The following is a 23,199-nucleotide window of genomic DNA, read 5'->3' on the forward strand; positions in this document are numbered from 1 at the left end:
AAACACCGCTCGCCAGAGCTTGTTTAAAACGCCTCAAGGTTACTTCCTGCAAGCTACAACACCTTGCGTCGTTGCCTACAGCTACGCCAGAATCCGCCGGCTTGTGCGCCTTGGGGTCGGTCGGTAACTTGGTTCCTGTCACTGCCCATCAGTGATCGGGTTTAGTCGCCCGCTGGTAATTGAAGATGCACAAGCATCCGTCAGACAGGTATTCGTACCTGAATTTGATGGTGGCTGTGCGTAGGGCACCTTCGGGTGCGCCGGCTTCTTCAATTCCCCGGTCCGACTAACCTGCGTACAGCTGCCACCCCTTCGTTTAGTCGGCGAAGTGTTGTCAGCATCATTCAAGGAATTGAAGATCATGTTCAAGGTCACACCCAACCCACCCGACACCGATCCGGTCTCTCCCTACGAAAGCCCCGATTCAAACAAACTCAACGAAGCCGCCGAGCGCGCCCTCGACCATCACTTCCCGCCAGCCGACCCCAAACCACCAAAACGCAACGGCCAACTCTTCAGCGTCTGCCCGGGCATCAACCCTGAAACCCTTCTCGCCAATGCCTCGGAAGATTTGCTGTCCATCAGCGCCATCGCCGCCAACCTCGCCGACGATGTGGACGGTTCCCGTCGTTCCGTAGCCCTGGCGCTCAGCCGAATGGCCGACGGGGTGCATTTGTTGGTGGAGCGAGCGTTGGATCATTTGGATGAACCCGAGATGGCGGCGATTTTCGCCAAGCAACAAAGCAAAGGCGGCTAACTCGCCAAGTGGCAAGCAACCCCGATTGGTGTGTTCCTCTCCATCGGGGTTTTTCTCGTCACGGTGCCCAGCACACAGCTGGGAACACTAAAACCACCACAGTTACCTTCCCTGTTTCCGGAACACATGTAGGACGCGTCCGGTTTGGTCTCGTTGGTCTTGAAGTACCTCTCTGCCTCGTTACTTTGCACAGGCACACTCAATGTTGAGTGGGTGCGGCACATCGTTCATGGAAGCGCGCCAATAAACAGGGGGTTCAATCAGATCATGGCTACTCGACACAATAAAAAATGGACCGTGGCATTTGGGTGCTATTGGGTCGCCATGTTTACACTCGTAGCTAGCGCCTCTGTTCGGGCTGAATTTTGCCGCTATGGTCGCTGCGAAATCGGCCCCCTTGATTACTCGGCAACAACTGGATACGGGTTGTTCTTCACAACGGTCGGGCCGTTTGTTTCGACGTCGAACGCCACCAAGGATGGCCTCTCCAAACACTACGTCCAGGCGGTACAGGACGATGCCGCTGCTTATATCTCTACCGACGGCGATCTTGATGGACCCATGCTTGAATCTGCATGGCGCGCGCACTTGGAGCAGCACGCTGATCTTCAGCCAAGCAAGAAAGAGTTTGCCCACATGGTATTAGCTACCTATGGTTGAACAGCCGAACGCAGGCTTCGCCAGCTGCTACACGGATCGCGTCTTGGCTTGACTAATCGGCATTACCCTCGTCAGGCATAAAAAAATGGGCACCCAACCAAGTTGGCATGCCCATTCTTTATTCCGCTCTCCCGCAATGCGGGCCGGGAATACTGATTACGGATTAACGCTGTCTTTCAACGACTTGCCTGGCTTGAATGCCACGGTGTTGCTGGCCTTGATTTTGACGGGCTCACCGGTTTGCGGGTTTTTGCCGGTGCGGGCACCGCGATGGCGTTGCAGGAAGGTACCGAAGCCCACCAGCGTGACGCTGTCCTTGCGGTGCAGAGCGCCGGTGATTTCTTCGAGAACGGCGTTGAGAACGCGGTTGGCCTGCTCTTTGGTGAGGTCTGCTTTTTCAGCAATTGCAGCGGCGAGTTCTGGTTTACGCATTAGTGAAGCCCCTTTGACGGTTTTTTGTTGTTATGTCCGTGCTGTTCTCGTTGGAACAGCGCCCAAAGCGCCGCAGGTGCTCTACTCTGCGGCAGACGGGAGTGAGGATGGCACGCAGCGAAGAGCCGCGCCAGTCTCGGCGCGACCTTTGTAAGGGCAAAAGAGGGGTGATTCCGACAGAACGACCGGTATTTACGCCAGCAGTGCCGGAAGCTCTTTGTTCAGGGCCAGTTTTTCCATCACCGCCGCGCCTGTCAGGGCATAACCCAGCAGTTTGCCGCTGGCATCGCGGCACAATACCTTGATGTCCGCGCCCTGCCCTTCGACCGTCCAGACGCCCTCCAAACCCCGTGGCGGCGGTGAAACCACCAATGGACAGACCGGGGTTTTCACGGTGATGGGCATCGGGCCATAACTCACCACCGTCGGGTTGCCGGCGAGGGTCTGGGCCAGCGCTCTCGCACAACTCATCAAGGGCATGACGTACAACAGATTCAGCCCATCGACTTCGGCGCAGTCGCCCAAGGCATAGATATTGGCGTGGGAGGTTTTCAGGTGACGATCGACCACCACGCCGCGATTGACCTGCACACCGGCCGCAGCCGCCAGGTCGATGCGCGGACGCAGACCAATAGCCGAAACAACCACGTCGCAAGGAATCACCTGACCGTCAGAGAGATGCGCTTCCAGGCCGTCAGCCACGCGCTGCAAGCGGTTGAGCACCGGCCCGAGGTGGAAGCGTGCGCCGAGGCTTTCCAGTCCGGCCTGGACCGCAGCGGCTGCCGCCGGGTGCAGCAGCGTCGGCATCACCTGCTCGCACGGTGCAACCAGTTGCACCTCGTAGCCGCCGACGATCAGGTCGTTGGCGAACTCACAACCAATCAGGCCGGCACCCAGTAACAACACCCGGCGTTTGCCGGCCGCCGCTGCGCGAAAGCGTGCGTAATCTTCCAGATCGTTGATCGGGAAAACGGCGTCCGCTGCGTCGCCTTCGATCGGCACTCGCACGGTTTCCGCGCCCCAGGCGAGGATCAGGTCACGGTAAAACACCGCTTCCTCACCGATCCACAAGCGCTTGTGGCCAGGGTCAATGCCGCTGATGCGCGTGTGTGTACGCACTTCGGCCTTCAATTGCTCGGCCATGGTGCCGGGTTCGGCCATGCTCAGGCCGTCGGCGTCCTTGTTTTTGCCGAAACCGGTGGAGAGCATCGGCTTGGAATAGGAGCGTCCGTCATCTGCAGTAATCAGCAGCAGCGGGGTTTCGCCATCGAGTTTGCGAAACTCCCGGGCCAGGTTGTAGCCAGCCAGCCCGGTGCCGACGATCACGACAGGTGCGTTCATTCCTTACTCCTCTAAATGTCTTAGTTGATTTCGATCATTTCAAAATCCATCTTGCCTACGCCACAGTCCGGGCACAGCCAGTCTGCCGGCACGTCCTGCCACAGCGTGCCCGGCGCAATGCCGTCGTCCGGCCAGCCGTCGGCTTCGTTATAGATCAGGCCGCAGACCACACATTGCCACTTTTTCATTCACGTACATCCTCAGGATTCAGGCTTTTGCCGGCGCGAACGGTCGATGGTTGGAGCGCTGCCGTCCGGCTCAGCGCGTTTTGTACTGATCGGGCCCGGCAGATGCAAGCCTGTTCGACGCAATGGCCGGCCGGATCAATCAAAATCGCAGGCTGACATGGTAAGCTCGCCGCCTCATTTGCTGCCAATAATGACTCACTGTGCCGCACTCAAAATCCCCCGCCGCGCCCCCGCTTTGGCTCCCTCGAAGCCAACTGACGCCCCTCCCCGACACGTCTACGCTCGACTGGCTGTTCGACGAAGGCTCTTTGACCCGACGGCTGATCCGTTTGTCGAATGATGGCTTCAGCGTCACGCCACTCTTCGAAGGCTGGCAGCCCTTGCGCACGGACGAATGTGCTGCGCTGGAGCTGGCTGAAGGCAGCGAAGGCTGGGTTCGCGAGGTGTATCTGCGCGGCCACGGCGAAGCCTGGGTGTTTGCGCGCAGCGTGGCGGCGCGCAGTGCGTTGCAGGGCGACGGTTTACACATGGACGAATTGGGCAGCCGCTCCCTGGGCGAATTGCTGTTTTGCGATCAGGCGTTCCAACGGCGCGCCATTGAGGTTTGTCACTATCCTCAGGAGTGGCTGCCGATGGAGTCCCGAGCACCTGAACTGTGGGGCCGCCGCTCGCGTTTCGACCGCGGTGCCTTGAGCGTGCTGGTAGCCGAAATTTTCTTGCCGACCCTGTGGAACGCTACCCGCGCCCATCCGGAGAACTGCTGATGTACCAGAGCCTGCTCAAGTCCCTGAATCACTTGAATCCACGGGCCTGGGATTTCATTCAGCTGACCCGCATGGACAAACCGATCGGCATTTATCTGCTGCTGTGGCCGACGCTGTGGGCGCTGTGGATTGCCGGCAAGGGTTCGCCTTCCTTGGCCAACATCGTGATTTTCGTCCTGGGCGTGGTGCTGACCCGCGCCGGCGGCTGCGTGATCAATGACTGGGCGGACCGCAAGGTCGACGGCCACGTGAAACGCACCGAACAGCGACCTTTGGTGAGCGGCAAGATCAGTTCCAAAGAAGCGCTGGCTTTCTTCGCGCTGCTGATGGGCGTGAGTTTCCTGTTGGTGCTGTGCACCAATGCGGCCACGGTCTGGCTGTCGTTCGGCGGTTTGGCACTGGCCTTCACTTACCCGTTCATGAAGCGCTACACCTATTACCCGCAAGTGGTGCTGGGCGCGGCGTTCTCCTGGGGGATGCCGATGGCGTTCACTGCCGAAACCGGTGAACTCCCAGCGGCGGCGTGGTTGCTGTGGATCGCCAACCTGCTGTGGACGGTGGGCTACGACACCTACTACGCCATGACTGATCGCGACGACGACCTGAGGATCGGCGTGAAATCCACGGCGATTCTGTTTGGCGATGCGGACCGGGTGATCATCCTGACCCTGCAAGGGTTGGCGTTGGGTTGCCTGCTGCTGGCCGGGTCGAAATTCGAGCTCGGTGGCTGGTTCTACCTCGGGTTACTGGCGGCGGCGGGGTGTTTTGCGTGGGAGTTCTGGTACACCCGTGGCAAGGACCGGATGCGTTGCTTCAAGGCGTTTTTGCACAACCACTGGGCCGGGTTGGCGATTTTTGTCGGGATCGTGCTGGATTATGCATTGCGTTGATGAGCACGCTTCTATGTAGCAGCTGCCGCAGGCTGCGTCCGGCTGCGCAGCAGTCGTAACGTCTGTTCACGCGGTGTATCAGATGAACCGCGAACGCAGATTTTACGACTGCTGCGCAGCCGAACGCAGGCTTCGCCAGCTGCTACAGGTTTACTTCTTCGGTCCGGAATTGGTGATGATGTGCCAGACATCTTTCATGCCGTCACCTTTCATTTCTCCAGGCTTTTCGTCCTTCACAAAGGTGTACAGCGGCATGCCGTCGTAAGCGTATTGCATCTTGCCGTCATCACGCTTAATGACACTCCATTTGCCTTCGGCCTTAGCACCCGCCGGAGCCATCATTGGCGGCCAGTTTTTGGCACACTCACCGTTACACATTGACTTACCGCCAGTATCCTTGTCGTACATGTACACCGTCATGCCCTTATGATCGACCATCACATCGCCTTTCATCATTGCAGGCTCAGCCGCGAAGGCCATTGATGGCAAACCCATGACCGCAGTCAGCATCAAAGCTTTGAAGGATTGCGAGTATTGCTTCATGGAAACCTTCCTTTTGTGGTTGTCAGGATTCGGAATTAGAGCTTAGTTCAGGATCACAACAATCGCCGGGCGACTAAAATACTGTCACACGACTGCAATAATTCCGTTATCTAATGCGGCGCAAGACAGTTAAATGACAAGAGGATTAAAGGCATGGTTGGCAGGAGCATTCTGATCGTCGACGACGAAGCGCCCATTCGCGAAATGATCGCCGTTGCGTTGGAAATGGCCGGCTATGACTGCATGGAGGCTGAGAACTCGCAACAGGCCCACGCCATCATCGTCGACCGCAAGCCGGACCTGATCCTGCTCGACTGGATGCTGCCCGGCACCTCCGGCATCGAGCTGGCCCGACGCCTCAAGCGCGATGAGCTGACCGGGGACATCCCGATCATCATGCTCACCGCCAAGGGCGAAGAGGACAACAAGATCCAGGGGCTGGAAGTCGGCGCCGATGACTACATCACCAAGCCTTTTTCCCCACGCGAGCTGGTTGCGCGCCTGAAGGCCGTGCTGCGCCGTGCCGGCCCTACCGATGGCGAGACACCGATCGAAGTCGGCGGCCTGCTGTTGGACCCGATCAGCCACCGTGTGACCATCGACGGCAAACCCGCCGAGATGGGCCCGACCGAATACCGCTTGCTGCAATTTTTCATGACCCACCAGGAACGTGCCTACACCCGTGGCCAGTTGCTGGATCAGGTCTGGGGCGGCAACGTTTATGTCGAAGAGCGCACCGTCGACGTGCACATCCGCCGCCTGCGCAAAGCCCTCGGCGATGCCTACGAAAATCTGGTACAAACCGTGCGCGGCACCGGCTACCGGTTTTCTACCAAGGCCTGACCCGGACCTTTCCCGCCCGACAAGCTGACAAGGACGCGCGTTCAAGTGAACCAAAACTGGCATGGCACCCTGATTCGCCACATGCTGCTGCTGGTCACCGCCTGCCTGGTGATCGGCCTGATTACCGGCTACTACGGCTGGAGCCTCGCCGCGGGCCTGGGCCTTTACCTGGCCTGGACGCTCAAGCAATTGCTGCGTTTGCACGAATGGCTACGCCTGCAAAAACCCGATGAGGCGCCGCCCGACGGCTATGGTTTGTGGGGCGAAGTGTTCGACAGCATCTACCACCTGCAACGCCGTGACCAACGGGTGCGCGGGCGTCTGCAAGCGGTGATCGACCGGGTCCAGGAATCGACTGCCGCGCTGAAAGATGCAGTGATCATGCTCGACAGCGACGGCAACCTCGAATGGTGGAACCGCGCCGCCGAAACCTTGCTCGGCCTCAAAACCCCGCAAGACAGCGGCCAACCCGTAACCAACCTGGTACGCCATCCGCGCTTCAAGGAATACTTCGAGCAGGACAGCTACGCCGAGCCGCTGGAAATCCCGTCACCGATCAATGATCGTCTGCGCATTCAGCTGTACATCACCCGCTACGGCAACAACGAACATTTGATGCTGGTGCGCGACGTGACGCGTATCCATCAACTGGAACAGATGCGCAAAGACTTCATCGCCAACGTCTCCCATGAACTGCGCACGCCGTTGACGGTGATCTGCGGTTATCTGGAAACCCTGCTCGACAACGTCGAGGACGTGAACCCGCGCTGGTCCCGTGCCCTGCAACAGATGCAGCAGCAAGGCGGACGCATGCAGACGTTGCTCAACGACTTGCTGCTGTTGGCCAAACTGGAAGCCACCGATTACCCGTCGGACAACCAGCCAGTGGCCATCGACGGCTTGCTGCAATCGATCAAGAGCGACGCTCAGCAGTTGTCTGCTCAGCGCAATCAGAAGATCACGCTGGAAGCCGACCCGACGATTCTGCTCAAGGGCAGCGAAGCCGAGTTGCGCAGCGCGTTTTCCAATCTGGTGTTCAACGCGGTGAAATACACCCCGGCCGAAGGCAATATCCGTATTCGCTGGTGGGGGGATGAGCAAGGCGCACACCTGAGCGTGCAGGATTCCGGGATCGGCATCGACAGCAAACACCTGCCGCGCCTGACCGAACGCTTCTACCGCGTCGATTCCAGCCGCAACTCCAACACCGGCGGCACGGGGCTGGGACTTGCGATCGTCAAACACGTGCTGCTGCGTCACCGCGCGCGGATGGAAATCAGCAGTGTGCCGGGCCACGGCAGCACGTTTACCTGCCATTTTGCGCCGGCTCAGGTCACGAAATCCCGGGTCATCAGCACTACCGACTGATACCGACCAGCACTCGCCACTAGGCAATCACCGAGTCAGCCGCTACATTGGCTGACTTGTGCCTGCCCTTCAGGCACCGCATTTCCCCCTTTTTTGAATACACGGAACCCGCAAAACTCCATCATGGACCCATCCCCTGGCTTGACCCTCGCGACACTCTTCGCCGATTTCGGCATGATTCTTTTTGCTCTGATCCTGGTTTTGCTCAACGGTTTTTTCGTTGCGGCGGAATTTGCCATGGTCAAATTGCGCTCGACCCGGGTCGAAGCCATCGCTGAAAAAAACGGCTGGCGCGGACACATCCTGCGCACCGTTCACAGTCAGCTCGATGCCTACCTGTCGGCGTGCCAATTGGGTATCACCCTCGCCTCTCTCGGCCTTGGCTGGGTCGGTGAGCCGGCGTTTGCACACATCCTCGAGCCTCTGCTTGAGGCCGTCGGCGTGCAGTCGGCCGAAGTGGTCAAAGGCGTATCGTTCTTCGCCGCGTTCTTCGTCATCTCGTACCTGCATATCGTGGTCGGTGAGCTGGCCCCGAAATCCTGGGCCATCCGCAAACCCGAACTGCTGTCGCTCTGGACCGCCGTGCCGCTGTACCTGTTTTACTGGGCCATGTACCCGGCCATTTACCTGCTCAACGCCAGCGCCAACACGATCCTGCGGATCGCCGGCCAAGGTGAACCCGGCCCTCATCACGAGCACCATTACAGCCGTGAAGAACTGAAACTGATCCTGCACTCCAGCCGTGGCCAGGACCCGAGCGACCAAGGCATGCGCGTTTTGGCCTCAGCGGTGGAGATGGGCGAGCTGGAAGTGGTCGACTGGGCCAATTCCCGGGAAGACCTGGTGACGCTGGAGTTCAACGCGCCGCTGAAGGAAATCCTGGCGATGTTCCGTCGCCACAAGTTCAGCCGTTATCCGGTGTACGACAGCGATCGTCAGGAGTTCGTCGGCCTGCTGCACATCAAGGATCTGCTGCTGGAGCTAGCGGCTCTGGACCACATTCCCGAGTCGTTCAACCTCGCCGAACTGACCCGGCCGCTGGAGCGGGTTTCGCGCCATATGCCGCTGTCGCAGTTGCTGGAACAGTTCCGCAAAGGCGGCTCACACTTCGCCCTGGTCGAAGAAGCCGATGGCAACATCATCGGCTACCTGACCATGGAAGACGTGCTGGAAGTGTTGGTCGGCGACATTCAGGACGAACACCGCAAGGCTGAGCGCGGGATCCTCGCGTACCAGCCGGGCAAGCTGCTGGTGCGCGGCGACACACCACTGTTCAAGGTCGAGCGCCTGCTGGGCATCGATCTGGACCACATCGAAGCCGAAACCCTCGCCGGGCTGGTCTACGAAACCCTGAAACGGGTGCCGGAAGAGGAAGAAGTGCTGGAAGTCGAAGGTTTGCGGATCATCATCAAGAAGATGAAAGGGCCGAAGATCATTTTGGCCAAGGTGTTGATGCTCGATTGATCCGGGCCTGTAGGGCTTTTGTGGCGAGGGGATTTATCTGTGGTGAGGGGATTTATCCCCGTTGGGTCGCGAAGCGACCCCGCTTTAACTAGAAGCATTGGGACGGCTTCGCCGTCCAACGGGGATAAATCCCCTCGCCACAGATAAGTCCTATCACCACAATAGATTCCTACCAACTTCACTGTTTGCCCAACGCAAAGTTGGGCAACGCGCCTACCGGTTGATTGAACTGGTACGGAATCGACACCAGCCCCAACCCGGTATTGCGTTGCACCACGAAATGCAGGTGCGGCCCGCTGCTGTTGCCGGTATTACCCGACAGCGCCAACGCACTGCCCACCGACACCCGTTGCCCCTCGCGAACGCACACCGAACCCTGCTTGAGGTGCAGGTACACGCCCATCGTCCCGTCATCGTGCAGCACCCGTACGAAATTACCCGACGGATCGGTGCCGCGCCCGGTCTGGGCATTCTCGGTTTTCACCACTACACCGCCTCGCGCCGCGATGATCGGCGTGCCTTCGGGCATGGCGATGTCCATGGCATAGCGGTTCTTGGGACCGAAGTGGCTGTATTGACCGTTGGCGCCCTGACTCAGCCGAAACGGTCCGCCGCGCCACGGCAACGGGTATCGATAGGCCATGGCGGACCCTGAGGGGTCGCCCAGGGAGTATTCAAATTTTGGGGTATACGCGAGTGGACTTTCGGGCTGCGTGGCCGTGAGCAGCGCCAGACGAATACTGCTGCGTGCCGGCATCACCCGTCGGATCGGTCGGCTCGGCGCACCACTGACGTTCTTCAGCCCGCCGAAACTCAACTCGATTTCTACCGGCGCATACAGGTCATTGCGCACGTAAACGCTGTCCACGCCCTTTTTCTTCGTGATCACGAGGTACACCTGACGCTCAAGATTCTCGACCATGCGATCACGAAAAACGAACACCTTGGAGCCCGTCGTGGGACGGTCGCTGTAGGAGACCACGCCATTGGCGTCGGTGGACTTGTAGATCGTCATGGCCATGGCCGAAACAGAGGTCATGAACAGACCACAGAAAAACAGCAGGCGCGCGAGCATGGGCAAGATTCTGTCGAGTAAGGCCTGGGAAAGAGCCTAGCAGCTGCAATGGACCCGGGTAGTCGGCAGATGTTTCAAAATGGGCCGTTCAGCGGATGTGTGGTGAGTTCGATGGCCCCTTCGCGAGCAAGTCGGATCGCCGCACCGCCGCTCCCACATTGGAATGCATTTCAAATGTGGGAGCGACGGTGCGGCGATCCGACCTGCTCGCGAAGGCGGCCTGTCAGGCGACGAAGATTATGCGCCGGGTACGAAATGCTTCTGCGCCGTACCACGTGCTATCAATCGGGAGATGTAGTCGAGCTTCTGCGCGTCCTGATCAACGAAGCGGAAGGTCAGTTGCAGCCAGTCGCTGTCGGGCTTTGGTTCGTGGGCGACGATGGCGTGCAGGTAGCCGTTCAGGCGGGCGGTTTCGGCGTTATCGCCCTGCTCCAGGTCGAGCACGGCGCTGTCGAGCACCTGCGGCAGGGTGTCGGTGCGTTTCACCACCAGCAGCGCTTCCTTGAGACTCAAGGCCTTGATCACACATTGCTGAATGCCGTTCGGCAGACGCAGTTGGCCCTGGCCACGACCGCCCGTTGGCGCTGCGGAGGACGCTGGTGGCTTGATCGGAGGGCTGTTGAGCAGACCGCGAGACGGAGCAGCCGCCGGCGCCGGCGCGGCGGCGACAGGTTTGGCGAACGGGTTGACCGGCGCCGCGGCGGGTGCGACCACAGCAGCCTTGCCGCCGGTCAATGCGCTCAAGGAATCGTTGCCGAACGCCGAGTTCATTTTGGTCGGCGCGCTGTTCATCAAGGTATCGAGCTTGCCGACCTTGTTCAGGGCCTGCTTGACCTTGGTCAGCAGCTGCTCGTTGGTGAATGGCTTGCTGACGTAGCCGGAAACCCCGGCCTGGATCGCCTGGACGACGTTCTCTTTATCGCCACGGCTGGTCACCATCACGAACGGCATGGTCTTGAGGTTGTCCTGCTCGCGGCACCAGGTCAGCAGCTCCAGACCGGACATTTCCGGCATTTCCCAGTCGCACAGGACCAGGTCGAACGCTTCCCGTGCCAGCAAGGCCTGAGCCTTCTTGCCGTTGACCGCGTCTTCGATCCGGATCCCCGGAAAATAGTTGCGCAAGCACTTCTTCACCAGGTCACGAATGAACGACGCGTCGTCCACGACCAACACACTGACCTTACTCATCCATCACCCCTTTAAAAAATCCCGGCAAGCATACCGCTTTGCTGATGGCACATTGCCAAAAACCTTCAGTCACGCCGGGACTTTTCGTTCGCGGGTGCTGCTTTCGAATTCATCGACCACAAACAAAAACGCCCGGCCAAAAGGCCGGGCGCTTTTCTCAGGCAATCTTACTTATCGTCAGCTTTGCCCGGAACATTAGCGGTTTCGCCACTTGTGCCTTCAACTTCTTCTTTCATGCGCTTGAGGCCCAGATGCCGCACGTCGGTGCCGCGCACCAGGTAAATCACCAGCTCCGAGATATTGCGCGCGTGGTCGCCGATCCGTTCCAGCGAACGCAGCACCCAAATGATGCTTAAGACCCTCGAGATAGAGCGCGGGTCTTCCATCATGTAGGTGGCGAGCTCGCGCAATGCGGTTTTGTATTCGCGGTCGATGATCTTGTCGTACTGGGCCACCGACAACGCGAGGTCGGCGTCGAAGCGGGCAAAGGCGTCCAGCGCATCGCGAACCATGTTGCGGACCTGGTCGCCGATGTGGCGAACCTCGACGTAACCCCGTGGGGCTTCGCCTTCTTCGCACAACTGGATGGCACGACGGGCGATCTTGGTCGCTTCGTCACCGATGCGCTCCAGATCGATCACCGACTTGGAGATGCTGATGATCAGACGCAAGTCCGACGCTGCCGGCTGACGACGGGCCAGAATGCGCAGGCACTCTTCGTCGATGTTGCGTTCCATCTGGTTGATCTGGTCGTCGATCTCACGAACCTGCTGGGCCAGGCCGGAGTCGGCCTCAATCAGCGCGGTCACCGCGTCGTTGACCTGTTTTTCCACCAGTCCGCCCATGGCCAGGAGGTGGCTGCGCACTTCCTCCAGCTCAGCGTTGAACTGCTGGGAGATGTGATGGGTAAGGCCTTCTTTACTAATCATGTTGGCGTCCTTGGAGCGTCCGGTAAGGTGCGGTGGGCCGCAGCGTCAGTTCAGTGAGCAACCACAGCTTCCTAGCCGTAACGACCAGTAATGTAGTCTTCGGTCTGCTTCTTCGCCGGATTGGTGAACAGGGTGTCGGTGTCGCCGAATTCCACCAGTTTGCCCATGTACATGAACGCCGTGTAGTCGGAAACCCGCGCGGCCTGTTGCATGTTGTGGGTCACGATGACGATGGTGAATTTCGATTTCAGTTCGTAGATCAGCTCTTCAACTTTCAGCGTCGAGATCGGGTCGAGTGCCGAGCACGGCTCATCGAGCAGCAGCACTTCCGGTTCCACGGCGATGGTGCGCGCGATGACCAGACGTTGCTGCTGACCACCGGACAGGCCGAGTGCCGACTCGTGAAGACGGTCTTTGACTTCGTCCCACAGTGCCGCGCCTTTCAACGCCCACTCGACGGCTTCGTCGAGGATGCGCTTCTTGTTGATGCCCTGGATGCGCAGGCCGTAAACCACGTTCTCGTAGATGGTTTTCGGGAACGGGTTCGGCTTCTGGAACACCATGCCGACGCGACGACGCAGCTCGGCCACGTCTTCGCCCTTACGGTAGATGTTGTTGCCGTACAGGTTGATCTCGCCTTCGACACGGCAGCCATCCACCAGGTCGTTCATGCGATTGAAGGTGCGCAGCAGCGTGGACTTGCCGCAGCCAGACGGGCCGATGAAGGCGGTCACGCGCTGTTTCGGGATGTTCATGCTGACGTCGTACAGCGCTTGTTTGTCGCCGTAGAACAGGCTCAGGCCCGGCACTTCAATCGCGACGGTTTCCTGTTCAAGGCTCAAGCTCTGTTTGTCGCGGCCCAGGGCGGACATGTTGATGCCGTGGGTATGTGCTTCGTGCTGCATGGGAGGCTCCCTGTGCTAACAAATTCGGTTCGGTTGTGTGGGAGCGAGCCTGCTCGCGAAGGGGCCATCACTGGCGCCAAAAGCTTCGCGAGCAGGCTCGCTCCCACATGGAAATCAGTGCTGCATGAAATCAGCTATCCAGCGCTTTGTATTTTTCGCGCAGATGGTTACGGATGTAGACGGCCGACAGGTTCAACGTGGCGATCACCAGCACCAGCAGCAGCGCCGTGGCGTACACCAGCGGTCGCGCGGCCTCGACGTTCGGGCTCTGGAAGCCGACGTCATAGATGTGGAAGCCCAAGTGCATGATCTTCTGATCCAGGTGAAGGTAAGGGTAGTTACCGTCCACCGGCAGCGACGGTGCCAGTTTCACCACACCCACCAGCATCAGCGGCGCCACTTCACCGGCGGCGCGAGCCACGGCGAGGATCATGCCGGTCATCATCGCCGGGCTGGCCATCGGCAGTACGATCTTCCACAAGGTTTCAGCCTTGGTTGCGCCGAGGGCCAACGAGCCTTCACGCACGGTGCGAGGAATCCGCGCCAGGCCTTCTTCCGTGGCCACGATCACCACCGGTACCGCCAGCAGCGCCAGGGTCAGGGACGCCCAGAGCAGACCCGGCGTACCAAAGGTCGGCGCCGGCAGCGCTTCAGGGAAGAACAACCGGTCGACCGAACCGCCCAGCACATAGACGAAGAAACCCAGACCAAACACGCCGTAAACGATGGCCGGAACGCCCGCCAGGTTGTTCACGGCGATGCGGATCAAGCGCGTCATGGCGTTCTGTTTCGCATACTCACGCAGGTAAACCGCTGCCAACACGCCGAACGGGGTCACGATCATCGCCATGATCAACGTCATCATCACGGTGCCGAAAATCGCCGGGAAGATCCCGCCTTCGGTGTTCGCTTCACGCGGGTCGTCGCTTAGGAATTCCCAGACCTTGCTGAAGTAGAAGCCGATCTTGGTGAAGGTGCTCATGCCGTTCGGCTGATAGGCGTGAACCACTTTGCCGATGCCGATTTCGATCTCTTTGCCGTTCGCATCGCGGGCCGTCAGGCTGTCGCGGTTGAACTGGGCGTGCAGGTCGTTCAGGCGGGCTTCGATGTCCTGATAACGCGCGTTCAGTTCGGCGCGCTCGGACTCCATGTCCGCTTGCGCGGTAGCGTCCATCGTGCCGGCCAGTTCCAGCTTGCGACCGTGCAGACGCACGCGCTCCAGCCCTGCGTTGATCGCGCCAATGTCGGTTTTTTCCAGGCTCTTGAGCTGCGCGGCGAGTTTGTTGACGCGTTCCACACGTGCCTGCAACTCAGGCCATGCGGCTTCGCCTTCAGCGATGACCTTGCCGTCCTGTTTGACGTTGACCAGGTAGCCGTAAAAGTTGCCCCACTCACGACGCTCGATGGTCATCAGCTCGGGCGGGGTCTTCTGGTTAGACAGCCACTCGCCAACGATCCAGGTGAAGTCGTTGCCGTTCAGGTCTCGGTTGCCGACCTTGATCAGCTCGCGGGTCATGAACTCCGGGCCCTGATCGGGCACCGGCAGGCCAGCGCTTTTCAGGCGCTCGCGCGGTACTTCTTCTTTTTGCACCACTTCGCCGATGACGAGGTGGTTGGCCTGGCCCGGCACGTCGTAACTGGCGTGCACCAGGTCGGCCGGCCAGAAATGGCCCAGACCGCGCACGGCAATCACCGCGAGCAGGCCAATGGTCATGATGACCGCGATGGACACCGCGCCACCGCTGATCCAGACGCCGGGGGCGCCGCTCTTGAACCATCCTTTCAGGGAGTTCTGTTTCACAGACTTCTACCTTTCTTAAAGCGACGAGTATTTCTTGCGCAGACGCTGACGAATCAGTTCCGCGAGGGTGTTCATGACGAAGGTGAACAACAGCAGCACCAGCGCCGAGAGGAACAGCACGCGGTAGTGGCTGCCGCCGACTTCCGATTCGGGCATTTCCACCGCGACGTTGGCTGCCAGCGTACGCAGGCCTTCGAACAGGTTCATTTCCATGACCGGGGTGTTACCGGTGGCCATCAGCACGATCATGGTTTCACCGACCGCACGGCCCATGCCGATCATCAGCGCCGAGAAGATGCCCGGGCTGGCGGTGAGGATCACCACACGAGTCATGGTCTGCCACGGCGTGGCACCGAGGGCCAGGGAACCGAGGGTCAAACCGCGAGGCACACTGAACACGGCGTCTTCGGCGATGGAGTAGATGTTCGGGATCACCGCGAAGCCCATGGCCAGACCGACCACCAGTGCGTTGCGCTGGTCATAGGTGATGCCGAGGTCGTGGGAGATCCACATGCGCATGTCGCCGCCGAAGAACCAGGTTTCCATGTACGGGCTCATGTACAGCGAGAGCCAGCCCACGAACAGGATCACCGGAATCAGGATCGCGCTTTCCCAACCGTCCGGCACTTTCAGGCGGATGGACTCAGGCAGACGGCTGAAGACGAAACCGGCCACCAGAATGCCGATAGGCAAAAGCATCAGCAGGCTGAAGATGCCCGGCAAATGTCCTTCCACATACGGTGCGAGGAACAGACCCGCGAAGAAACCGAGGATCACCGTCGGCATCGCTTCCATCAGCTCGATCACCGGTTTGACCTTGCGGCGCATGCCCGGGGCCATGAAGTACGCGGTGTAGATGGCGGCGGCAACGGCCAGTGGCGCGGCCAGCAACATGGCGTAGAACGCGGCTTTCAAGGTACCGAAGGTCAGCGGAGACAGGCTCAGCTTGGGTTCGAAGTCGGTGTTGGCGGCGGTCGATTGCCAGACGTATTTAGGCTCGTCGTAGTTCTCGTACCAGACCTTGCTCCACAGCGCGCTCCACGACACTTCCGGGTGCGGGTTGTCGAGCAGCAGCGGTTGAATCTTGCCGCCGGCTTCCACGATCACGCGGTTGGCCCGTGGCGACAGGCCGAAGATGCCTTGGCCGTCGACAACTTGATCCACCAGCAAAGTGCGGTGAGCCGTGCTGTGGAACACGCCGAGCTTGCCGGAAGCATCGAGGGCGATGAAGCCTTTGCGACGTTCTTCAGCGGTGATTTCAACGATCGGCGCAGTGCCCATCTGGAAGTTACGAATCTGCTTCAGACGCAGTTCGCCATCGTGGTCGCGGGCCATGAACCACTGGGCCAGACCGCCTTTGGAATCGCCGAGGATCAGCGAGATGCCGCCCACCAGTTGAGTACTGGCAGTGATCTGCGCTTCGCCATCATCCAGCAGTTTGTAGCGACCGTTGAGGCTCTTGTCGCGCAGGCTGAACACGTCGGCCTGGGCACGACCGTTAATCACGTACAGCCACTGCTGACGCGGGTCGACGAAGATATTTTTCACCGGTTCAGTCATCTGCGGCAGATCGATGCGCTTCTGCTCATTGGTGACTTCGCCGGTCATCATGTTTTCTTCGCTGGTCAGCGACAACACATTGAGTTGCGAACCGGTGGAACCGACCAGCATCAGGGTTGTGTCGGTGGCGTTGAGGCTGACGTGTTCCAGGGCTCCGCCCGCCTCGTTCAGAGCAATCGGCGTTTCGCCGTACGGGTATTCGATGGCCGGCGAGATGGTTTTCTTGCCGTCCGGGTAGCCGACTTTATAGGTGTGACGGAAAACCAGTGCCTGGCCGTTAGACAAGCCCACCGCCACCAGCGGATGACCGGGTTGGTCTTCACCGATGGAAGTCACTGTGGCACCGGCCGGGATCGGCAGATCGACGCGTTTGAGTTCAGCGCCACTGTCGATATCAAAGAACAACGCCTGGCCCTTATCGGAAACCCGCATGGCGACCTGGTTCTGTTCTTCCAGGGAGATCATCAACGGCTTGCCGGCGTCTTGCATCCAGGCGGGCGTGATGGCGTCCTTGGCGGTCAGGTCGGCGCCTTGAAACAGGGGCGCGACAACGTAGGCGAGGAAGAAAAAGATCAGCGTGATCGCGCCGAGAACGGCGAGGCCGCCAACGAGGACGTACCAGCGGGTCAGGCGATCTTTCAGCGCGCGAATGCGGCGCTTGCGTTGCAGCTCAGGCGTATTGAAGTCAATTCGCTTGGGGGGATTTGTAGTCATGGTGGAATTGGCCAGATCATTCATTCGCACACCCTAGCGATCCTGTATGACAGAAAGATGACAATGCAGTGACGCAACAAATCCGCCGCCAGCGGGAACTGGCAGCGGACCGAAAATTTGGGGAGGCCGGGTCACCTGCTTGGTAACCCTGGCCCTTGTAGGAGCAAGGCTTGCCCGCGATGGTAGCGCCACGGTTTCAAAGGTGAAACGCGGCGCCCCCATCGCGAGCAAGCTCGGCTCCTACGGTTTTACTTTTTTGCGACTTCAGCGCCGCCTTCCGCCAGACCCAGGTCAGCCAGTGCTTTTGCAGCAACCTTGGCTGGCAGTGGGATGTAACCGTCTTTCACCACAACTTCCTGACCCTGTTTGGACAGAACCAGTTTCACGAACTCGGCTTCCAGCGGGGCCAAAGGCTTGTTCGGGGCTTTGTTGACGTAAACGTAGAGGAAACGCGACAGCGGGTACTTACCGTTCAGGGCGTTTTCTTCGGTGTCTTCGATGAAGTCAGTGCTGCCTTTCTTGGCCAGGGCCACAGTCTTCACGCTGGCGGTCTTGTAGCCAATGCCCGAGTAACCGATGCCGTTCAGCGAGGAGCTGATCGACTGCACGACCGAAGCCGAGCCTGGTTGTTCGTTGACGTTTGGCTTGTAGTCGCCTTTGCACAGGGCTTCTTCTTTGAAGTAGCCATAAGTGCCGGATACCGAGTTACGACCAAACAGCTGAACCGGCTTGTTGGCCAGGTCGCCGGTCACGCCCAGGTCGCCCCAGGTTTTGACTTCGGTTTTAGCGCCGCACAGACGAGTCGAGGAGAAGATCGCGTCGACTTGTTCCATGGTCAGGTGCTGGATCGGGTTGTCTTTGTGGACGAAGACAGCCAGGGCGTCCACGGCAACCGGGATTGCGGTTGGCTTGTAGCCGTACTTCTGCTCGAAGGCCGCCAGTTCGGTGTCCTTCATCTTGCGGCTCATCGGGCCCAGGTTAGAGGTGCCTTCAGTCAGCGCAGGTGGCGCAGTGGCGGAGCCAGCGGCCTGAATCTGGATGTTTACGTTCGGGTATTCTTTTTTGTAGTTCTCAGCCCACAGGGTCATTAGGTTGGCCAGGGTATCGGAGCCGACGCTGGACAGGTTGCCCGACACACCAGTGGTTTTGGTGTAGCTCGGGATAGCAGGGTCAACAGCGGCAACCGCGTTGGCAGTCGCAACGCCAGCAGCGACAAAAGTCATTGCCGCCATCAAACGCTTCAGTTTCATGCCTTACTCCTAGCAGATAGGTGTGTTAAGTCGGGGCCAAGTATCAGCAGGCCGTGTGAACACTCTATGGCTGAAATATGACAATTGGATGAAAGGCCAGCATTCGATCTTTTGCAGGATGATTCTCATCGCCCCCCTTCGCGAGCAGGCTCGCTCCCACAGGGGATCTGCGGTAAACACAGAACCAATGTGGGAGCGAGCCTGCTCGCGAAGAGGCCAGTGCAGTCGATGAAAGAAGTCCGCCTAGCGACCTTTCTTCCAGAGGTACGCACCCACCAGAATCCCGACACCGCAAATGATCGCCACGTAATAGGCAGGCCCCAGCGGGCTTTCCTTCAGCAGCAGCGTAACGACCATCGGCGTCAGGCCGCCGAAGATCGCGTAGGCCAGGTTGTAGGAGAACGACAGCCCGCTGAAGCGCACCACCGCCGGGAAGGCTTTGACCATCACATACGGCACTGCGCCGATGGTGCCGACCAGGAAGCCGGTCAAGGCGTACATCGGGAACAGCCAGTCAGGGTGGTTGAACAGGCTGTGGTAGAAGGTCCACGAACTGATCAGCAGCAGAGCACTGCCGAACACGAAGATACGACCCGCACCGAAGCGGTCAGCCAGTGCACCGGAGGCGACGCAGCCCAAGCTCAGAAACACGATCGCCAGGCTGTTGGCCTGCAACGCGGTGGTTGGCGAGAAGTGGTAGACGGTCTGCAGCACAGTCGGGGTCATCAGGATGACGACGATGATGCCGGCGGACAGCAGCCAGGTCAGCAGCATGGAAATCAGGATCGCCCCGCGATGGTCACGCAACACGGCGCGCAGCGGCACTTCTTCAGCCAGGGCCTTGCGCAGTTGCAGCTCGGCGAACACCGGAGTCTCGTGCAGCCAGCGGCGCAGGTAAACCGAGAACAGGCCGAACACGCCACCCAGCAGGAAAGGAATCCGCCAGGCGTAATCCGAGACTTCGACCGGGGTGTAAATGCTGTTGATCGCGGTGGCGACCAGCGAGCCCAGCAGGATGCCAGCCGTCAGACCGCTGGTCAGGGTGCCGCAGGCATAACCAATATGACGCTGCGGCACGTGTTCGGAAACGAATACCCACGCGCCCGGTACTTCACCGCCAATCGCGGCGCCTTGAATCACCCGCATCAGCAGCAACAGGATGGGTGCCCACATGCCGATCTGCTCGTAGGTCGGCAGCAAACCCATGATCAGGGTCGGCACCGCCATCATGAAAATGCTCAGAGTGAACATCTTCTTGCGTCCCAGCAGGTCGCCGAAGTGCGCCATGACAATGCCGCCCAGTGGCCGCGCCAGATAGCCGGCGGCAAAGATCCCGAAGGTCTGCATCAAGCGCAGCCACTCGGGCATGTCGGCCGGGAAGAACAGCTTGCCGACCACCGTGGCGAAGAACACGAAGATGATGAAGTCGTAAAACTCCAGCGCGCCGCCCAAGGCAGACAGCGATAACGTCTTGTAGTCGTTGCGAGTCAGCGGACGTGCGGACTGGGTTGGTTGCGCGATGCTCGAGGGCGCTGTGGTCATGGCAAGGCTTCTCTTATAGTCGGATCTGCAACCCCAACAACGCTGGCTGAGGCTTGGGCAGGTCCGGCACGATAACAAATTGTTCGAAAAAGCACATAGAGGTGCGTAATTGACGGTCGAATTGAGAACCGGACGGTCGTCTCGGAGTCTACCGATCGATATACTCGCAATCCTGCACCTGTTTGTAAGGGGTTGCTGTGCGAAAACGTCGTTGGCACCCGTCAGCCGATTTCGCAGAGTTTCCCTTTAGGCGCCTTACGAAAAACGTGACGAACGTAGTATGTTCGGGGCTGAATCGTTTTTCCAAGGCTCCAGTGCGCAAAGTCGCCGAGCGAAGGTCAGGCAAGGCAAAAACAGGCGAGGACGCGGAGTTTACTGCTGTAAATGAGCGTCCGAGCCTGTTTTTAACGCAGCATGACCGAGCGCAGGCACTTTGCGTGCGGAGCCGTAAGACGGCTATTCACCTGAAGTACTTATGAGAGTCACGGGTCAGAGGCACCCCCGGCATGATAGAGCTCGAACAAGAAGATCCAATCCCGCAAGGCGACCTTGCCCTGCAAATTACCGCGCTTCCCCGTGAAACCAACGGCTTTGGCGATATTTTCGGCGGTTGGCTGGTGTCGCAGATGGATTTGGCCGGCACCGCAATGGCCAGCAAAGTCGCGGGTGGTCGCGTGGCCACGGTGGCGATCGATCGCATGGCTTTTCTGGTTCCGGTAGCGGTGGGCGCTCAGCTCTCCTTCTATACCCAGGCGCTGGAAATCGGCCGTAGCTCGATTCAGATGATGGTCGAAGTCTGGAGTGACGATCCGCTGTCCAGCGAATGGCGTAAAGTGACTGAAGCCGTGTTTGTGTTCGTCGCCATCGACGGCAGCGGTCGCACCCGTTCGGTTCCGCCCAGGGCTCGTTAAACCAGGAAGCGTTAAACCCGGCGACCGTTTTGCGGTCCATAGCAGTCATTGTTCCTGATCGAGAGTTGCCCCATGAGCACGCCCAACGTTGAAGCCGTGAAACTGGATGAACTGAACTGCTGGCGCATCCGCCACGGTCAGGCCGAACTGCTGGTTGCCCAGCAGGGCGCGCACATCCTCAGTTATCAAGTGGCCGGGGAACCGCCGCTGATCTGGCTCAACGACGAGGCGGTGTTCAAGACCGGCAAGAGCATCCGCGCCGGTGTTCCGGTGTGCTGGCCGTGGTTCGGCAACTTGCCGCGCAACCCGCAGAGCGTTCAGGCGATGCGCGTCAGCAAAGAAGCGCCGACCGCCCACGGGCTGGTAAGGGCGATGGACTGGGAACTGGGCGGCATTGAAACCGAGGGCGAAAGCCTGAAGGTGGAGTTTGTTCTGCCTTACCCCGAAGGCGGCTTGCCAGGCTGGCCGCATCAGGTGGATTTGAAGCTGAGCATTCGTCTGGATGAGCAACTCCACATCAGCCTGACCAGCCATAACCAGGGCGCTGACAAAGTCACCATCAGCCAGGCGCTGCACAGTTATTTCGCGGTCAGCGATGTGCGTAATGTGCAGGTCGAAGGGCTGGATGGCTTGAGTTACATCGAAACCCTGGACGACTGGAAAACCGTCACTCAGACCGGCGATCTGCGTTTTGCCGGCGAGACCGATCGTATCTATCTCAATACCCCGGCGACGCTGAGCATTGTCGATCCGGCCTGGGAACGGCGCATTGAGCTGACCAGCACCGGCTCACGCTCGGCGGTGATCTGGAATCCGTGGATTGATCGCGCTGCGGCGTTCAGTGACATGGCTGACGATGGCTGGCAGCGCATGCTGTGCATTGAAACGGCGAATGTGATGGATGATGTAGTGACGCTGGCGCCGGGTGCGAGCCATACCCTGGGCGTCAGTATCGGCAGCAAACCTCTCTAACACCACAAAACCAATGTGGGAGCGAGCCTGCTCGCGAAGAGGCCATAACATCCAACATCAATGTTGACTGTTACACCGCTTTCGCGAGCAGGCTCGCTCCCACAGTTGATCTTTGCCAGGCGCTCTTACGCTTTACAAATCTGACTCTTTGACCACTCGCACCTTCGCCGCATCCAGCGCATACGCCGCGTCAGCCAGGTCGTTGTTGACCTTCTCGATCTTCAGCGTGCCGGTCACCCACAGCGGCGTGTAGATGTCATTCAGCTTCAAACCTTTCGGATAACGCACCAACACCAATTGATTAGGTGGTGGCGGCGGCACGTGGATGCAGGCGCCCGGATACGGCACGAGGAAGAACAGCGTGCTGCGGCCCTGGGCGTCGGATTCCAGCGGCACCGGATAACCACCGATGCGGATGTTCTTGTCGTTCATCGACGGCACGGTTTTGGTCGAATACATCACCGCCGGCAAGCCCTTGCTCTGCTTCATGCCACCTTTTTGGGTAAAGGTGCCATTGGATTCGGGGGAGTTGTGGTCGATTTCGGGCATGGCCTCGAGGGCTTTCTGGTCCGACTTGGGCATCAATTCGAGCCAGTCGGTTTCCGGCAGTTCGCCGGCATGGGCGAGGCCCGAGCCCAATAAAAGGAAAGTCAGTAAAAGACGGCGCATGGAGGTGCTCGGTAAAGGAGAGGTCGGTGCAACGCCGAGCATTCTAGCCCTCCCCGCGCGTTTGGCAGAGAGGGCTTTGTCGCTTTGAATCAGTTCTTTCTGATCAAGCCGTAGATCACCAGCAACACCACCGCGCCGACCAGCGCACCGATGAAGCCTGCACCTTCGCCCGCGTGATAGATGCCCAGAGCCTGGCCGCCATAAGTAGCCGCCAGCGAACCGCCGATACCGAGCAGGATGGTCATGATCCAGCCCATGCTGTCATCGCCCGGTTTCAGGAACCGAGCCAGCAGGCCGACGATCAAGCCGATAAAGATGGTTCCAATAATTCCCATGGCATTTCCCTCTGATTAAGTGCTACGTCCAAGCCTAGTCAGACTTTGGCATCCTGCCATCAGAGAACGGCGGCCCCTGAATGGTTCCGCCGCTGCCA

The 23,199-nt window shown here is 59.4% G+C and carries 23 protein-coding genes; 9 read left to right on the top strand and 14 right to left on the bottom strand.

From position 1 onward, the window contains the following. Positions 1-361: 361 nt before the first annotated feature. Positions 362-757 carry a DUF6124 family protein gene (locus tag ACYZTW_RS00375; protein ID WP_462003300.1) on the top strand — a complete coding sequence of 132 codons (396 nt, stop codon included), beginning with the start codon at positions 362-364 and terminating at the stop codon, positions 755-757. A gap of 324 nt (positions 758-1,081) precedes the next feature. After that, positions 1,082-1,417, top strand: coding sequence for a DUF2388 domain-containing protein (locus tag ACYZTW_RS00380; protein WP_462003301.1), 336 nt, complete (start codon positions 1,082-1,084; stop codon positions 1,415-1,417). Positions 1,418-1,573: 156 nt separating this feature from the next. On the opposite strand, the gene ACYZTW_RS00385 is transcribed toward ACYZTW_RS00380, so the two are convergent. From ACYZTW_RS00385 to ACYZTW_RS00395, 3 genes are all read right to left on the bottom strand, one after another. Beyond that, positions 1,574-1,849, bottom strand: a complete 276-nt coding sequence (locus ACYZTW_RS00385; protein ID WP_003213368.1) for an HU family DNA-binding protein — start codon at positions 1,847-1,849, stop codon at positions 1,574-1,576. A 192-nt stretch (positions 1,850-2,041) separates the two neighbouring features. After that, positions 2,042-3,190 (bottom strand): NAD(P)/FAD-dependent oxidoreductase, encoded by a 1,149-nt coding sequence (locus tag ACYZTW_RS00390; RefSeq protein ID WP_462003302.1) that lies wholly within the window; start codon positions 3,188-3,190, stop codon positions 2,042-2,044. 20 nt (positions 3,191-3,210) lie between these two features. Continuing rightward, positions 3,211-3,378 carry a rubredoxin gene (locus ACYZTW_RS00395; RefSeq protein ID WP_103398534.1) on the bottom strand — a complete coding sequence of 56 codons (168 nt, stop codon included), beginning with the start codon at positions 3,376-3,378 and terminating at the stop codon, positions 3,211-3,213. A gap of 200 nt (positions 3,379-3,578) precedes the next feature. On the opposite strand from ACYZTW_RS00395, the gene ACYZTW_RS00400 reads away from it, so the two are divergent. Both ACYZTW_RS00400 and ubiA read left to right on the top strand, forming a co-directional pair. Further along, positions 3,579-4,142 carry a chorismate--pyruvate lyase family protein gene (locus ACYZTW_RS00400; RefSeq protein ID WP_462003303.1) on the top strand — a complete coding sequence of 188 codons (564 nt, stop codon included), beginning with the start codon at positions 3,579-3,581 and terminating at the stop codon, positions 4,140-4,142. Further along, positions 4,142-5,032: a 4-hydroxybenzoate octaprenyltransferase gene (ubiA, locus tag ACYZTW_RS00405; protein ID WP_462003304.1), complete on the top strand. Its 891-nt coding sequence runs from the start codon at positions 4,142-4,144 to the stop codon at positions 5,030-5,032. The genes ACYZTW_RS00400 and ubiA overlap by 1 nt, the downstream gene beginning before the upstream one ends. Before the next feature lie 150 nt (positions 5,033-5,182). Here the strand turns inward: ubiA and ACYZTW_RS00410 are convergent, their stop codons facing one another. Then, complete coding sequence (locus ACYZTW_RS00410) at positions 5,183-5,575, bottom strand: COG4315 family predicted lipoprotein (protein WP_462003305.1); 393 nt, start codon at positions 5,573-5,575, stop codon at positions 5,183-5,185. 153 nt (positions 5,576-5,728) lie between these two features. Between ACYZTW_RS00410 and phoB the strand changes: the two genes are divergently transcribed. The 3 genes from phoB (at position 5,729) to ACYZTW_RS00425 (ending at position 9,250) form a co-directional block, all read left to right on the top strand. Continuing rightward, positions 5,729-6,418: a phosphate regulon transcriptional regulator PhoB gene (phoB, locus tag ACYZTW_RS00415; protein ID WP_046045002.1), complete on the top strand. Its 690-nt coding sequence runs from the start codon at positions 5,729-5,731 to the stop codon at positions 6,416-6,418. 45 nt (positions 6,419-6,463) lie between these two features. Then, positions 6,464-7,786 (top strand): phosphate regulon sensor histidine kinase PhoR, encoded by a 1,323-nt coding sequence (gene phoR, locus ACYZTW_RS00420; protein WP_462003306.1) that lies wholly within the window; start codon positions 6,464-6,466, stop codon positions 7,784-7,786. A gap of 123 nt (positions 7,787-7,909) precedes the next feature. Beyond that, positions 7,910-9,250 carry a hemolysin family protein gene (locus ACYZTW_RS00425; RefSeq protein ID WP_462003307.1) on the top strand — a complete coding sequence of 447 codons (1,341 nt, stop codon included), beginning with the start codon at positions 7,910-7,912 and terminating at the stop codon, positions 9,248-9,250. 178 nt (positions 9,251-9,428) lie between these two features. On the opposite strand, the gene ACYZTW_RS00430 is transcribed toward ACYZTW_RS00425, so the two are convergent. The 8 genes from ACYZTW_RS00430 to ACYZTW_RS00465 all read right to left on the bottom strand — a co-directional run bounded on the left by ACYZTW_RS00430 (position 9,429) and on the right by ACYZTW_RS00465 (position 20,214). Beyond that, on the bottom strand, positions 9,429-10,325 hold the full coding sequence (locus ACYZTW_RS00430; protein ID WP_462003308.1) for a peptidoglycan DD-metalloendopeptidase family protein: 897 nt from the start codon (positions 10,323-10,325) through the stop codon (positions 9,429-9,431). A 237-nt stretch (positions 10,326-10,562) separates the two neighbouring features. Further along, positions 10,563-11,513, bottom strand: coding sequence for a response regulator (locus ACYZTW_RS00435; protein WP_129439905.1), 951 nt, complete (start codon positions 11,511-11,513; stop codon positions 10,563-10,565). A gap of 167 nt (positions 11,514-11,680) precedes the next feature. Further along, positions 11,681-12,442 carry a phosphate signaling complex protein PhoU gene (phoU, locus tag ACYZTW_RS00440; protein WP_095194608.1) on the bottom strand — a complete coding sequence of 254 codons (762 nt, stop codon included), beginning with the start codon at positions 12,440-12,442 and terminating at the stop codon, positions 11,681-11,683. Positions 12,443-12,513: 71 nt separating this feature from the next. Continuing rightward, the gene (gene pstB / locus ACYZTW_RS00445) at positions 12,514-13,347 is read right to left on the bottom strand and encodes a phosphate ABC transporter ATP-binding protein PstB (protein ID WP_033059285.1); all 834 of its coding nucleotides are present in this window, start codon (positions 13,345-13,347) and stop codon (positions 12,514-12,516) included. Positions 13,348-13,477: 130 nt separating this feature from the next. Then, a complete protein-coding gene (pstA, locus tag ACYZTW_RS00450; RefSeq protein ID WP_462003309.1) occupies positions 13,478-15,148 on the bottom strand; it encodes a phosphate ABC transporter permease PstA in 1,671 nt (556 codons plus the stop codon). A 15-nt stretch (positions 15,149-15,163) separates the two neighbouring features. Further along, positions 15,164-17,197: an ABC transporter permease subunit gene (locus ACYZTW_RS00455; RefSeq protein ID WP_462005877.1), complete on the bottom strand. Its 2,034-nt coding sequence runs from the start codon at positions 17,195-17,197 to the stop codon at positions 15,164-15,166. Positions 17,198-17,670: 473 nt separating this feature from the next. Further along, on the bottom strand, positions 17,671-18,672 hold the full coding sequence (locus ACYZTW_RS00460; RefSeq protein WP_462003310.1) for a phosphate ABC transporter substrate-binding protein PstS: 1,002 nt from the start codon (positions 18,670-18,672) through the stop codon (positions 17,671-17,673). 243 nt (positions 18,673-18,915) lie between these two features. Then, positions 18,916-20,214: an MFS transporter gene (locus tag ACYZTW_RS00465; RefSeq protein ID WP_462003311.1), complete on the bottom strand. Its 1,299-nt coding sequence runs from the start codon at positions 20,212-20,214 to the stop codon at positions 18,916-18,918. A 506-nt stretch (positions 20,215-20,720) separates the two neighbouring features. On the opposite strand from ACYZTW_RS00465, the gene ACYZTW_RS00470 reads away from it, so the two are divergent. Continuing rightward, positions 20,721-21,125 (top strand): acyl-CoA thioesterase, encoded by a 405-nt coding sequence (locus ACYZTW_RS00470; RefSeq protein WP_003177184.1) that lies wholly within the window; start codon positions 20,721-20,723, stop codon positions 21,123-21,125. A 72-nt stretch (positions 21,126-21,197) separates the two neighbouring features. Then, complete coding sequence (locus ACYZTW_RS00475) at positions 21,198-22,097, top strand: D-hexose-6-phosphate mutarotase (protein WP_462003312.1); 900 nt, start codon at positions 21,198-21,200, stop codon at positions 22,095-22,097. A gap of 132 nt (positions 22,098-22,229) precedes the next feature. On the opposite strand, the gene ACYZTW_RS00480 is transcribed toward ACYZTW_RS00475, so the two are convergent. Beyond that, entirely contained in the window at positions 22,230-22,766 is a 537-nt protein-coding gene (locus tag ACYZTW_RS00480) for a DUF3299 domain-containing protein (RefSeq protein ID WP_462003313.1), read from the bottom strand. Positions 22,767-22,855: 89 nt separating this feature from the next. Next, entirely contained in the window at positions 22,856-23,101 is a 246-nt protein-coding gene (locus ACYZTW_RS00485) for a GlsB/YeaQ/YmgE family stress response membrane protein (protein ID WP_010465333.1), read from the bottom strand. Positions 23,102-23,199: the final 98 nt, after the last annotated feature.

The sequence above is a fragment of the Pseudomonas sp. LB3P25 genome, assembly GCF_054897985.1.

Bases quoted from the DNA above. Each gene is read 5' to 3' on its own strand.
- ACYZTW_RS00375 (WP_462003300.1), top strand. From the start codon at position 362: ATGTTCAAGGTCACACCCAACCCACCCGACACCGATCCGGTCTCTCCC.
- ACYZTW_RS00380 (WP_462003301.1), top strand. From the start codon at position 1,082: ATGTTTACACTCGTAGCTAGCGCCTCTGTTCGGGCTGAATTTTGCCGC.
- ACYZTW_RS00385 (WP_003213368.1), bottom strand. From the start codon at position 1,849: ATGCGTAAACCAGAACTCGCCGCTGCAATTGCTGAAAAAGCAGACCTC.
- ACYZTW_RS00390 (WP_462003302.1), bottom strand. From the start codon at position 3,190: ATGAACGCACCTGTCGTGATCGTCGGCACCGGGCTGGCTGGCTACAAC.
- ACYZTW_RS00395 (WP_103398534.1), bottom strand. From the start codon at position 3,378: ATGAAAAAGTGGCAATGTGTGGTCTGCGGCCTGATCTATAACGAAGCC.
- ubiA (WP_462003304.1), top strand. From the start codon at position 4,142: ATGTACCAGAGCCTGCTCAAGTCCCTGAATCACTTGAATCCACGGGCC.
- ACYZTW_RS00410 (WP_462003305.1), bottom strand. From the start codon at position 5,575: ATGAAGCAATACTCGCAATCCTTCAAAGCTTTGATGCTGACTGCGGTC.
- phoB (WP_046045002.1), top strand. From the start codon at position 5,729: ATGGTTGGCAGGAGCATTCTGATCGTCGACGACGAAGCGCCCATTCGC.
- ACYZTW_RS00425 (WP_462003307.1), top strand. From the start codon at position 7,910: ATGGACCCATCCCCTGGCTTGACCCTCGCGACACTCTTCGCCGATTTC.
- ACYZTW_RS00430 (WP_462003308.1), bottom strand. From the start codon at position 10,325: ATGCTCGCGCGCCTGCTGTTTTTCTGTGGTCTGTTCATGACCTCTGTT.
- ACYZTW_RS00435 (WP_129439905.1), bottom strand. From the start codon at position 11,513: ATGAGTAAGGTCAGTGTGTTGGTCGTGGACGACGCGTCGTTCATTCGT.
- phoU (WP_095194608.1), bottom strand. From the start codon at position 12,442: ATGATTAGTAAAGAAGGCCTTACCCATCACATCTCCCAGCAGTTCAAC.
- pstB (WP_033059285.1), bottom strand. From the start codon at position 13,347: ATGCAGCACGAAGCACATACCCACGGCATCAACATGTCCGCCCTGGGC.
- ACYZTW_RS00455 (WP_462005877.1), bottom strand. From the start codon at position 17,197: ATGCAAGACGCCGGCAAGCCGTTGATGATCTCCCTGGAAGAACAGAAC.
- ACYZTW_RS00460 (WP_462003310.1), bottom strand. From the start codon at position 18,672: ATGAAACTGAAGCGTTTGATGGCGGCAATGACTTTTGTCGCTGCTGGC.
- ACYZTW_RS00465 (WP_462003311.1), bottom strand. From the start codon at position 20,214: ATGACCACAGCGCCCTCGAGCATCGCGCAACCAACCCAGTCCGCACGT.
- ACYZTW_RS00470 (WP_003177184.1), top strand. From the start codon at position 20,721: ATGATAGAGCTCGAACAAGAAGATCCAATCCCGCAAGGCGACCTTGCC.
- ACYZTW_RS00475 (WP_462003312.1), top strand. From the start codon at position 21,198: ATGAGCACGCCCAACGTTGAAGCCGTGAAACTGGATGAACTGAACTGC.
- ACYZTW_RS00480 (WP_462003313.1), bottom strand. From the start codon at position 22,766: ATGCGCCGTCTTTTACTGACTTTCCTTTTATTGGGCTCGGGCCTCGCC.
- ACYZTW_RS00485 (WP_010465333.1), bottom strand. From the start codon at position 23,101: ATGGGAATTATTGGAACCATCTTTATCGGCTTGATCGTCGGCCTGCTG.